This window comes from Streptomyces sp. NPDC058955, from assembly GCF_042741435.1.
In the GTDB taxonomy this organism is placed as follows: Bacteria; Actinomycetota; Actinomycetes; order Streptomycetales; family Streptomycetaceae; genus Streptomyces.
The window spans coordinates 1-11,747 of the sequence record NZ_JBHYKM010000071.1 but is presented as its reverse complement, the minus strand read 5'-3'; the positions used below and the strand labels follow the sequence as shown (position 1 = coordinate 11,747).

The 11,747-nt window shown below is 74.4% G+C and carries 11 protein-coding genes; 9 read left to right on the top strand and 2 right to left on the bottom strand.

From position 1 onward, the window contains the following. The first annotated feature begins 123 nt into the window (after nt 1-123). From ACFW1I_RS24540 to ACFW1I_RS24525, 4 genes are all read left to right on the top strand, one after another. Nucleotides 124-810, top strand: a complete 687-nt coding sequence (locus ACFW1I_RS24540; protein ID WP_384673605.1) for an energy-coupling factor transporter transmembrane component T family protein — start codon at nt 124-126, stop codon at nt 808-810. Further along, a complete protein-coding gene (locus ACFW1I_RS24535) occupies nt 807-2,228 on the top strand; it encodes an ABC transporter ATP-binding protein (RefSeq protein WP_384673602.1) in 1,422 nt (473 codons plus the stop codon). The genes ACFW1I_RS24540 and ACFW1I_RS24535 overlap by 4 nt, the downstream gene beginning before the upstream one ends. Nucleotides 2,229-2,371: 143 nt before the next feature. After that, the gene (asnB, locus tag ACFW1I_RS24530; protein ID WP_384673599.1) at nt 2,372-4,216 is read left to right on the top strand and encodes an asparagine synthase (glutamine-hydrolyzing); all 1,845 of its coding nucleotides are present in this window, start codon (nt 2,372-2,374) and stop codon (nt 4,214-4,216) included. 429 nt (nt 4,217-4,645) lie between these two features. Then, nucleotides 4,646-4,801: an SCO1431 family membrane protein gene (locus ACFW1I_RS24525; RefSeq protein ID WP_384673596.1), complete on the top strand. Its 156-nt coding sequence runs from the start codon at nt 4,646-4,648 to the stop codon at nt 4,799-4,801. Nucleotides 4,802-4,813: 12 nt separating this feature from the next. Here the strand turns inward: ACFW1I_RS24525 and ACFW1I_RS24520 are convergent, their stop codons facing one another. After that, nucleotides 4,814-5,302 carry a hypothetical protein gene (locus ACFW1I_RS24520; protein WP_384673594.1) on the bottom strand — a complete coding sequence of 163 codons (489 nt, stop codon included), beginning with the start codon at nt 5,300-5,302 and terminating at the stop codon, nt 4,814-4,816. Nucleotides 5,303-5,481: 179 nt separating this feature from the next. Between ACFW1I_RS24520 and ACFW1I_RS24515 the strand changes: the two genes are divergently transcribed. Beyond that, nucleotides 5,482-6,585, top strand: coding sequence for a hypothetical protein (locus ACFW1I_RS24515; RefSeq protein ID WP_384673591.1), 1,104 nt, complete (start codon nt 5,482-5,484; stop codon nt 6,583-6,585). Nucleotides 6,586-6,761: 176 nt separating this feature from the next. Then, nucleotides 6,762-7,865, top strand: coding sequence for a phosphotransferase family protein (locus tag ACFW1I_RS24510; RefSeq protein WP_384673589.1), 1,104 nt, complete (start codon nt 6,762-6,764; stop codon nt 7,863-7,865). 3 nt (nt 7,866-7,868) lie between these two features. Here the strand turns inward: ACFW1I_RS24510 and ACFW1I_RS24505 are convergent, their stop codons facing one another. Next, complete coding sequence (locus ACFW1I_RS24505) at nt 7,869-8,237, bottom strand: hypothetical protein (RefSeq protein ID WP_384673586.1); 369 nt, start codon at nt 8,235-8,237, stop codon at nt 7,869-7,871. Nucleotides 8,238-8,460: 223 nt separating this feature from the next. Between ACFW1I_RS24505 and ACFW1I_RS24500 the strand changes: the two genes are divergently transcribed. The 3 genes from ACFW1I_RS24500 to ACFW1I_RS24490 form a co-directional block, all read left to right on the top strand. Next, nucleotides 8,461-8,901 carry an Lrp/AsnC family transcriptional regulator gene (locus ACFW1I_RS24500; RefSeq protein ID WP_128976955.1) on the top strand — a complete coding sequence of 147 codons (441 nt, stop codon included), beginning with the start codon at nt 8,461-8,463 and terminating at the stop codon, nt 8,899-8,901. Nucleotides 8,902-9,022: 121 nt separating this feature from the next. Next, on the top strand, nt 9,023-10,651 hold the full coding sequence (locus ACFW1I_RS24495) for an amidohydrolase (RefSeq protein ID WP_384673583.1): 1,629 nt from the start codon (nt 9,023-9,025) through the stop codon (nt 10,649-10,651). 447 nt (nt 10,652-11,098) lie between these two features. Beyond that, nucleotides 11,099-11,747, top strand: a 649-nt coding sequence (locus ACFW1I_RS24490; RefSeq protein WP_384673581.1) for a polyprenol monophosphomannose synthase, incomplete at its 3' end; no start/stop codon positions are given.

Genomic DNA, 11,747 nt, shown 5'->3' with positions numbered 1-11,747 from the left:
CGCCCGTACCATCAAAAAAAAATCCCCCAGCGCTGTTGTGTTCACCCCCCACCCAGAGCGCGCCCCCCCCCGCCCCCACCCCCGCCCCCCCCCCGGGGGGGGGGGGAGGCGGCCCCGGGCCTGGTGCTCGACCCCCGTACCGGTGTGGTGCTCCTGCTGACCGCGAGCATCGCCATCATGGCGCCCGGCGGCCTGTGGTACGTCCCCGCGACCCTGGTCGCCGGCGTCCTGCTCGCGGTGGTGGAGCGCGCCTGGAAGCGCGTGCTCGGACTGCCGGCCGCCGCGGCCCTCGCCGCCGCCGTCGCGTTCCTGCTGCCGGCGGCCGCGCCGTGGCCGGTGCTCGGGGTCGTCGGCGTCACGGCCGAGTTCACCCTGCGCCTGATCGCGGTCGGCGGCATCGCCGTCCACCTGGTCCGCACGATCCCGCCGACCCGGTTCACCGCCGCGTTGCGCGCCGCGCGGGTGCCGTCGGCGTTCACCGTGTCCGGCGCGGTGATGCTGCGGTTCGCGCCCACGATCGTCAGCGAGGCCCAGGCCGTGCGCGACGCGATGCGGCTGCGCGGGCTCGGCGGCTGGGCGGCCATGCTCCGCCGCCCGCTGCGCGCCATCGAGTACTTCACCGTCCCGCTGATGGCGTCGAGCCTCCGTGCCGCGGAGGACCTCTCGGCGTCGGCGCTGCTGCGCGGGCTCGGTTCCGAGGCCCGGCCGACCGCGATGCACCCGCCGCGGCTCGGTCCGATGGACGCGGCGGCCGCGGGCGTCGCCGTGCTGCTGGCCGTGGCGACGCTGGTCTGGAGGGTCTCGGCGTGATCCGGCTGAAGAACGTCCGATGGACCTACCAGGGGCACGACCGCGTCGTGCTCGACGGACTCGACCTGCACGTCCGCCAGGGCGAGACCGTGGTGATGTGCGGCCCGAGCGGCTCCGGCAAGAGCTCCGCGCTGCGGCTCATGAACGGTCTCATCCCCCACTTCCACGAGGGGACCCTCGAAGGCGAGGTCCGCGTCGCGGACGCGCCGATCACCGACCTGGCCCAGGTCGGGAAGGTGACCGGGACGGTGCTCCAGCACCCCCGCCGCCAGTTCTTCACCGACGCCGTCGACACGGAACTGGCCTTCGCCATGGAGAACTTCGGCACCCCGTCGGCGCGGATCCGCGAGCGCGTGAGCGAGGTCGTCGCCGAGTTCGGGCTGGACCGGTTCACCGGCTCCCTGCGGCAGCTGTCGGGCGGGCAGCAGCAGCGCGTGGCGTGCGCCGCGGCCATCACGCACGGGCCGCCGCTGCTCCTCTTCGACGAGCCCACCTCCAACCTCTCGCCGGAGGGCATCGACGAGCTCACCGGGGCGCTGCGCCACCTCCAGGAGCTGGGCGCGACCCTCGTCATCGCCGAACACCGGCTGCACTACCTGCGCGAACTCGCCGACCGGATCGTGGTGCTCCAGGACGGCCGCGTCAGCAAGGAGTGGACCAGGGACGAATTCCCGGCGCTGACCGAGGAGATGCTGCGCGGAGAGGGGCTGCGCAGCCTCGATCCGCCCCGCAGGCCCCCGGTCGCTGCCGCCGTCGCGCACGGACCCAGCATCGGCACCGGGGAGCGGCAGGCCGACCCGGCCGAGCCCGGGGCCGACCTCGTGCTGCGGGGCGTCCGCTGCGGCTTCCGCGGCCGGCCGGTGCTCGACATCGCCGAGGCGCGGCTGCCCGCCGGCGCCATCACCGCCGTCACCGGACCGAACGGGGCGGGCAAGACCACCCTGGCGCGGGTCCTGGCCGGACTGCAGCGCCACTCGGGCCAGGTGCTGCTCGACGGGCGCCCGCTCTCCCGCGCCCGGCGGCAGCGCGAGACCGCGCTCGTCATGCAGGACGTCCAGCGACAGCTCTTCACCGACAGCGTCACCGCGGAACTGCGCCTCGGCGCGCTCCCCGAGCACGTGGGAGAGGCCCCGGCCGTGCTGGCCGACCTCGATCTGAAGGGCTTCGGGGACCGGCATCCGCTGTCCCTGTCCGGGGGGCAGCAGCAGCGCCTGGTCGTCGCCACGGCCCGCTTGAGCGGCCGCCGCGTCGTCATCTTCGACGAGCCCAGCTCCGGCGTCGACCGGCGCCATCTGCAGTCCATGACGCGCACCATGCGCGACGTCGCCGACGCGGGCGCCGTGGTCGTCCTCATCAGCCACGACGCCGATCTCCTCACCCTCGCCGCGGACCGGGAACTGCGCCTGACCGCCCTGTGAGGAATTCACGGGGGCGTGGGTGAAGGGCACATTGTGACGCGAAGTCACCGGACGATAAATTGGCGATACCGGTGCGGGCTGTGAATGTCTTTCACGTTTACTTTGCGAATTCCGCGGGACAGCGCGGGAAATGAGGTTTCCAGATGTGCGGAATTTCTGGCTGGGTTTCCTTCGAATCCGATCTGACGCGCCGGCGTGACGCGCTCGACGCGATGACCGGGACGATGGCGTGCCGCGGGCCGGACGCCTGCGGCACGTACGTGGACACCCATGTCGGACTGGGGCACCGGCGACTCGCCATCATCGACCTGCCCGGCGGCACCCAGCCGATGAGCGTGCGCACGCCCGCCGGCGCCGTGGTGCTGGTGTACACCGGCGAGGCGTACAACTACCGCGAGCTGCGGGACCGTCTCCGGACGCTCGGGCATTCCTTCACGACGGAGAGCGACACCGAGGTCGTGCTCCACGCCTACCTCGAATGGGGCGAGAGCCTCGTCGACCACCTCGACGGCATGTACGCGTTCGCCGTCTGGGACGAGCGCGAGCAGAAGCTCGTGCTCGTGCGCGACCGCATGGGGATCAAGCCGCTCTTCTACCACCCCACTCCGGACGGCGTGCTGTTCGGCTCCGAGCCCAAGGCGATCCTGGCGAACCCGACGGTGCGCAAGGCGGTCGACACCGACGGCCTGCGGGAGCTCTTCGCCCAGACCAAGACCCCGGGCTGGGCGCTGTGGAAGGGCATGCACGAGATGCTGCCCGGCACGGTGATCACCGTGGACCGCGACGGAATGCGGCAGCGGACCTACTGGAGCCTGAAGGCCGTCGAGCACACCGACAGCCGCGAGGACACCGTGGCGCGGATCCGGGAGATGCTCACCGGGATCGTCGACCGGCAGATGATCTCGGACGTGCCCCAGGGCGTGCTCCTCTCGGGCGGGCTCGACTCCAGCGCCCTCACCGGCCTGGCGGCCGAGCGGCTGGCCCTCCGCGGCGAGCAGGTGCGCACCTTCTCGGTCGACTTCGCGGGCCAGGAGGAGAACTTCGTCCCCGACGAGATGCGCGAGACCCCCGACTCGCCGTTCGTCCGCGACGTCGTGGCCCACGTGGGCTCCGCCCACCACGACGTCGTGCTGAACCCGGCGGACCTCTCGGACCCCGCGGTGCGGCGCGCCGCCGTCGGCGCCCGGGACATACCGAACGGCTTCGGCGACCTGGACAACTCCCTCTACCTGCTCTTCAAGGCGATCCGGGAGCGGTCGACCGTGGCGCTGTCCGGGGAGTCGGCCGACGAGGTGTTCGGCGGCTACCCCTGGTTCCACGTCGAGGCGCTGACCCGGGTCCCGACCTTCCCGTGGATGGCGGTCATCCCCCCGCTGAGCCTGGAGGCCCGCACCGACCACATCGAGCCGGGGCTGCGCAAGCGGCTCGACGTGGGGACCTACACCGCCGACCAGTACGCGGCGGCGCTCGCCGAGGTCGAGCACCTCGACGGCGAGTCGGAGCAGGAGCGCCGGATGCGCTCGATCTTCCACCTCCACCTGACGCGCTTCGTCCGCAACATGCTGGACCGCAAGGACCGGCTCTCCATGGCCGTCGGCCTGGAGGTGCGGGTGCCCTTCTGCAACCACGAGCTCGTCGAGTACGTGTACAACACGCCGTGGTCGATGAAGACCTTCGACGGCCGGGAGAAGAGCCTGCTGCGCCACGCGGCCGCCCACGTGATGCCGCGCTCGGTGGTGGAGCGGGTCAAGAGCCCGTACCCCTCGCCGCAGAACCCCGAGTACGCGGCCAACCTCCAGCAGCAGGTGAAGGAGCTCGTCGCGGCTCCGGAGACCGAGGTCTTCGCGCTCGTCGACCGGGCCTGGGCGCAGCAGGTCGTGGCGCAGGATCCGGCGGGCATGCCGGTGGGCGTGCGGGCCGGCCTGGAGCGGGTGCTCGACCTGAACACCTGGCTGGAGCTGCACGCGCCGGAGCTGCTGCTCGACTGAGCCCGCCCCGTCGCGGGCGGTCCGGCCCCTCCGCCGTGACCGGCCCCGGCCCCGTGGCGCCCCCCCCCCCCGGCCCCCCCCCCCCCCCCGGCGCGGGCGGCGGTGCCGGGGCGGGGGCCGCGCGCCGCGGTCCCGCCGCGCCGCGCGCCCCCCCGCGCCCCCCGGGGCGCGGCGGCTTACCGGGGCGTCACCCCGGCGCGGGGGCGCCCACCCGGGCCGCGGGCCACGGCTCCGTACGGGCATCGCCGTGGGCGGGGGAGTGGTGTACGGCACACGAGGGCGCCTCCGTCCCCGCGGCCCGGCCGGCCGACTCCCGCGCCGCGCCGGGCGCTTCGGGCCCTCGGCGCGCACCGAGCCGTGCGGGGCGCGGCCGGGGGTGTGAGGGACGTCTCTGGTCCGGGGCCGCCCCGGTGCCCCATGGTGGTGGCCATGAGCGCCACCACCACCCTCGCCGGCCGTCTCCGATCGCGCACGCGCACGGGCGGCCCCCAGGACGACCGGGGCCCCGAGCTGCTGGAGCACGTCCTCGGCTGGACCCTCGTCGTCCTGCTCGCCGTCCTGGTCACCCGCGCGGGCCTCATGTGACCCGGCGGGCGGTCAGCGCGCCTCGACGGGCGGGACCAGGACCCCGCTGACCCGTACGGTCCGGTCGACCCAGACGGGTCCCGCGGCGAGCCGCGTCCACTCGGCGTCCCGGCGCCCGGGCACCGTGCGCCCCTGGCTGGCCCAGAGCGAGTACAGCGCCTGGTAGATCGGCGGGTCCGGATGGACCTGCACGGGCACCGGCGCGGGCAGCGGCACGGAGACCATCGTGGGCACCGGTACGACGGCGGTGGGCGCGGGCCCGGCCGCCGGCGCCGCCGGCGCGGGGACGGGCAGGGGCGCGGCGGCCGGACGCGGGTCCGGCGCGGGCGTCTCCTCCGGAGCCGTGGCCTGCGCGGGGAGCGGTGCCGGCGCGGAGCCCTCGGGGGCGGGTCCGGGTGCGGCCGTCCCTGCCGGAATCCAGTGCGGAACCGATTCTTCACCGCGCGGTTCGGTCTGCCGATGCCGACCGACTCCGCTGGGTGTGGAGTACAGCGTGGTCATGCCCGGACCAACGCGCCCCGGCCCGCCGGGTCACCGCCGGACGGATTCGAGCGGCAGTTCGCCTCTTACCCGGTCCCCCCGCGGCGTGCGGCCCCCGCCCCGCGCTCGCGCACACCTCTGGTCCTCGCCCCGGAGTCTGACGTACCGTCAGATCCTCTTCGAGGACCAGGAGGTCAGCCGTGGACGACGACCGGCCCGTCGCGCTCGACGAATACCCCGTGCACCAGGCCCCGCTGTCGATGAAGCACCACGTCAGCGGCGACCGGAACGCCTACGACCGCTGCATCTTCCACGTCTTCGACCACGCCGGCCGCGCGCTGCTCGTCGCCGGACTCGGCGTCTACCCCAACACCGGGGTCGTCGACGCCTACGCCACCCTGCGCACCGGCGACCGGCTGCACGCCGTCCGCGCCTCCGACGCGCTCGGCGACGACCGGATGCGCCTGGAGGTCGGCCCGCTGCGGATCACCGTCGACGAACCCCTCCGCCGCTTCACGCTGAGCTGCGTCGCCGACCCGGCCGACCCCGACGGGCTCTCCTTCGACCTCACCTGGACCGGCGACTTCCCGGCCCTCTGGGAGCCGCACCACCTCCAGCGCACCGGCGGCCGGCTCACCCTCGAAGGCCGCCGCTTCGTCCAGGCCGGCCACTGCACGGGCACCGTCCGGGCCGGCGGCGAACGGTTCGAGGTCACGGCGGGGGAGTGGACCGGCACCCGCGACCGCAGCTGGGGCGTCCGCCCCATCCCCGGCGAGGAGCCCGGCCGCGCGGCCGAGTCCCGCCCCGAGGGCTTCCACTGGCTCTGGATCCCGATGCGCTTCGAGGACCGCTTCGTGATGGTCGTCGCGCAGGAGGACGCCGACGGCTACCGCACCCTCAACCAGGCCCAGCTGGTCCGGAACGGCCACCGGGACGTCCAGCTCGGCTGGCCCCGCACCGAGATCGCGTACCGGCCCGGCAGCCGCCACCCCGAGAGCGCCGTCGTCCACCTCACCGACGCGAGCGGCAAGCCCCTGGAGATCGGCGTCGAGATCCTCGCCTCCTCCCCGCTCGCCGTCGGCGCCGGCTACCCGCCCGCCGGCGACTGGCAGCACGGCACCTGGCAGGGCCGCGACTGGACCGACCGGCGCGTCTACGACCTCTCCGACCCGGCCGCCCACCCGCTCGCCGCCTACGGCGTCACCGACCACGCGGCCCGCTTCACCCTCGACGGCCGCACCGGCCACGGCATCTTCGAGCACGGCTCCTTCGGCCGCCACGACCCCAGCGGCTTCACCGCCTGACCGCCCCCGCACCTCACCCCGCCGTACCGGCGAGTGAGCCGAAGGGCGCGCCGGGGGAACGGCCCCGAGCGCGCGGAGCCCCGTGAGGAACGAGCGGGGCGAGCACGGTCGGGGCCGTGAGCCCGGCTCACAGCGCCCGGAGGCGAACCGAGCCCCAAAAGAAGAGGGAGGCACCGATGGCCACCGCGCCCCGTCCCCGCACCACCACCCGCGACCCCGAGGAGCTGGCCGCCCGGCTCACCGCCTGGCTCGACCGCAGGCTGCCCGGCGCCACCGTCTCCGGGCTCGCCGTGCCCGGGTCCAACGGCATGTCCAGCGAGACGCTGCTCTTCGACCTGGAGCACCCGGACGCTCCGGTGCGCGGCTGCGCCCTGCGGCTGGCAGCCGACCCCGCCGCGTACACCGTCTTCCCCGTCTACGACATGGCCCGCCAGCACCGGGTGATGGGGCTCGTCGCCGCCCGCACCGACGTGCCCGTCCCGCGCGTGCTCTGGCTGGAGGAGGACCCGGAACCGCTCGGCGCCGCCTTCTTCGTGATGGCCCGCGCCGAGGGGCGCGTCCCGCCGGACGTCATGCCGTACACGTACGAGGGGAACTGGCTGCACGCCGCCACCGACGCCCAACGCGCCGCCCTGGAGGCCGAGTCGGTGGGGATCCTCGCCCGGCTCCACGACCAGGTCCCGGCGAAGGAGGCCGAGTTCCTGCTCCCGGAGGGCACCGGCAGCCCGCTGCGCCGGCACGTCGACGCCCAACGCGCCTACTACGCCTGGGTGGTGGCGGGACTCGCGCCCTCACCGCTGATCGAGGCCGCCTTCGCGCGCCTGGAGGAGCTGTGGCCGGACGACGAGGGGCCGGCCGTGCTCTGCTGGGGCGACGCCCGGATCGGGAACATCGTCTACGACGGCTTCACCCCCGCCGCCGTCCTCGACTGGGAGATGGCGGCCTGCGCGCCCCGCGAGGTCGACCTCGGCTGGACCGTCTACCTGCACCGCTTCTTCCAGGACCTGACCGTGAGCTTCGGCCAGCCCGGCCTGCCCGGCTTCCTGCGCCGCGACGCGATCGAACGGCGGTACGCCGAACTCACCGGGCACACCCCGCGCGCGATGGAGTTCCACACCCTGTACGCGGCGCTGCGGCACGCGATCGTGATGCTGAGGATCGCGTACCGCCAGGCGTACTTCGGCGAGGTCGAGGTCCCCGCGGACCCCGACCGGCTCATCCTGCACCACGCCACCCTCGCGGCGATGGTGCGCGGCGACTACTGGACCGGGGAGGGCTGACGGTCAGGCCGCGCGGCGCAGCTGCGTCGCGCGGATCGGCCGCGAGCCCGGACCGCCGATGTGCGAGAAGGGCTGCGTCCGCCAGTCCAGACCCTGGGGCAGCGTCAGGAGCAGCGCGGTGTCCTGCTCCTGCACGCCGGCCTCGTCGTCGGCGGAGGGCGCCTCGTCGGCGGACCGTCCGGTGCCCGGGCAGACCGTGAGGGTGAAGGGGTTCCACGCCGACGGGCACAGCGCGTGCTCCGGCAGCGCGTCCTCGTCCGCCAGCAGGGCGATCGGCTGATCGCACTCCGGGCAGATCACCCGGTACATCTCGAACGTGTCGTACGCGTCGAACTCATCGGACGGCTCGACGGAATCAACGGGCTCCAGCATGGAGAACTCCCCCTCGGACAGGTCGGCCGGTACTGTGCGGCCGGGACCACAGCAAGCCCTTCCCATACGGAACTCCGCATAACCGTGAGCGGGCTTCGGAGGCCCGGCCAAACCTGTGGCGTTCGTCACATGCCCGTCGCAGGTGCCGCGCGACAGCCCATAGCGGTGCATACGGCCCGCACCCGGCTGGGCCCGGGACCCTTCGGCGCAATAGGGTCGGTGCATGGAGGAGCTGGATCGTCAGATCGTGGAGTTGCTCGTCAAGGACGGGCGCATGAGCTACACCGACCTGGGCAAGGCCACCGGCCTGTCCACGTCGGCCGTGCATCAGCGCGTCCGCCGGCTGGAGCAGCGCGGTGTCATCCGCGGCTATGCCGCCGTCGTCGACCCCGAGGCGGTGGGCCTGCCGCTGACCGCCTTCATCTCGGTCAAACCCTTCGACCCCAGCGCCCCCGACGACACCCCCGACCGGCTCGCCGACATCCCCGAGATCGAGGCGTGCCACAGCGTCGCCGGCGACGAGAACTACATCCTGAAGGTCCGGGTCGCCACCCCGCTGGAGCTGGAGCACCTGCTCAGCCGCATCCGCTCCCAGGCCCACGTCTCCAGCCGCACCACCGTCGTCCTGTCCACGCCGTACGAGGCCAGGCCGCCGCGCGTCTAGGGCGCCCGCCCGGCGAGCCGCGGCCGGGCCCGCGGCGCCCGGCGCGGCGCCTCGCGACGCACCACGCCGGACGCCGTGGCCCGCCGACGGCGGCCCACCGGGCAGGCCCTAGCCTGGTCGCATGAGCGAAAGCCAGAATTCCGGCGAACACCGCACCGTGCTCCTGCGCGGTGGAGAAGTCCACAGCCCCGCCGACCCCTTCGCCACCGCCATGGTGGTGGAGCGCGGTCACATCGCCTGGGTGGGCGAGGAGGGCGCCGCCGACGCCTTCGCGTCCGGCGTGGACGAGGTGATCGACCTGGAGGGCGCGCTCGTCACCCCGGCCTTCGTGGACGCCCACGTGCACACCACGGCCACCGGCTTCGCGCTCACCGGCCTCGACCTCTCCGCCGCCGCCACGCTCGCCGAGGCGGCGGAGCTGATCCGCGCCCACGCCGCCGCCCGCCCCGAGGACCGCATCCTCATCGGGCACGGCTGGGACGCCTCCCGCTGGCCCGAGCGGCGCCCGCTCACCCGCGAGGAGCTGGACGGGCTCACCGGCGGCCGGCCGCTCTACCTCACCCGGATCGACGTCCACTCGGCCGTCGTCACCACCGCCCTGCTCGACCTCGTCCCCGGCGTACGGGAGCTGGACGGCTTCCACGACGGGCGCGCGCCGCTCACCGGCGACGCCCACCACGCCGTCCGCGCCGCCGCCTTCGCCGCCGTCTCCGCGCGCCAGCGCGCCGAGGCCCAGCGCGCCGCCCGCGCGCACGCCGCCTCGCTCGGCATCGGCACCCTCCACGAGTGCGGCGGGCCGCGGATCTCCTCCGAGGACGACTTCACCGGCCTGCTGGACCTCGCCCGCAGCGAACCCGGCCCCCGCGTGGTCGGCTACTGGGCCGACCTCGACATCGACCGGGCCCGCGCGCTCGGCGCCCTCGGCGCGGCCGGCGACCTCTTCGCCGACGGCTCCCTCGGCTCGCACACCGCCTGCCTCCACGAGCCGTACGCGGACTCCGCCGGCCACACCGGCGCCGCCCACCTGGACGCCGCCACCGTCGCCGCCCACGTCACGGCCTGCACCGAGGCAGGCCTCCAGGCCGGCTTCCACGCCATCGGCGACGCCGCCGTCACCGCCGTCGTCGACGGCTTCCGGGCCGCCTCCGAGAAGCTCGGCCTGGCCCGGATCCGGGCCGCCCGGCACCGGGTCGAGCACGCCGAGATGCTCACCCCGGAGACGGTCGCCGCCTTCGCCGAGCTCGGCCTCACCGCCTCCGTGCAGCCCGCCTTCGACGCCCTGTGGGGCGGCGACGAGGGCATGTACGCCGAACGCCTCGGCGTCGAGCGGGCCCGCACCCTCAACCCGTACGCCGCCCTGCTCCGCGCCGGCGTCCCGCTCGCCTTCGGCTCGGACAGCCCGGTCACCCCGCTCGACCCGTGGGGGACCGTCCGGGCCGCCGCCTTCCACCGCACCCCCGAGCACCGGGTCTCGGTCCGGGCCGCCTTCACCGCCCACACGCGCGGCGGCTGGCGCGCGGTCGGCCGGGACGACGCCGGCATCCTCGTCCCCGGCGCCCCCGCCGACTACGCGATCTGGCGGACCGGCGACCTGGTCGTCCAGGCGCCCGACGACCGGGTGGCCCGCTGGTCCACCGACCCCCGCTCCGGAACGCCCGGTCTGCCCGATCTGTCCCCCGGTGCGGAACTGCCCGTCTGCCTCCGGACCGTCGTGTACGGACAGACGGTGTTCGTACGGCCGAACGAGTGATGTGCCGTTGACGGCCACCCGGATGTACGCACCACGGGTTCGCCCCCGACCTGCGGATCTTCCCGCCCGGCCTGCGGCTTCTCGGGAACCCCGCAGGTCAAACGGGTGTTGACAGCCGACCGGCCCGGCCCGGTAGGTTCTCCCGCGTCCACCACAGGACGTCCGACCGGACCACACCTCCTCGCCGACGCCGACCGCCGCCCGCGCCTCGGCCGCGAGGGAAGGTTTCGCCGGCGGAAGGTGCGACCCGGGTGGGGCCCGGACGTTCAGTAGACAACGGCCTTCGGCCGATCCGCAGCCAGCGGGTCCCGGGTCGGACCGAAGGACGTCGGGCCCCGCACCGCACCCCGCACGCGCCGGCGTCGCACGTCTCACACCCCGCTGGACCGGACCACGCCGAAGACCTCGCTAAGGTGGGGGCCTGTGTCTGTATCCGAAGGGGCAGTAGTGAACGACGGTGGCGTGAGGCGTTACGGCCCGCTCGGCAAGGCTTTGGTGATCATTCCGACCTACAACGAGGCGGACAACATCAGGCCGATCGTCGCGCGCGTACGGGAGGCCGTCCCCGAGGCGCACATCCTCGTCGCCGACGACAACAGCCCCGACGGCACCGGCAAGTTCGCCGACGAGCTGGCGGCCGACGACGACCACGTCCACGTCCTGCACCGCAAGGGCAAGGAAGGGCTGGGCGCCGCCTACCTGGCGGGCTTCCGCTGGGGCATCGACCAGGGCTTCGAGGTCCTCGTCGAGATGGACGCCGACGGCTCCCACCAGCCCGAGGAGCTGCCCCGGCTGCTCACCGCGCTCAAGGGCGCGGACCTGGTCCTCGGCTCCCGCTGGGTGCCGGGCGGCCGGATCGTGAACTGGCCGAAGTCCCGCGAGTTCATCTCCCGCGGCGGCAGCCTCTACTCCCGCGTGATGCTCGACGTCCCGATCCGCGACGTCACCGGCGGCTACCGCGCCTTCCGCAAGGAGACCCTGGAGGGCCTCGGCCTGGACGACGTGGCCTCGGCCGGCTACTGCTTCCAGGTCGACCTCGCCCGCCGGGCCGTCGCCGCCGGCTTCCACGTCGTCGAGGTCCCCATCACCTTCGTCG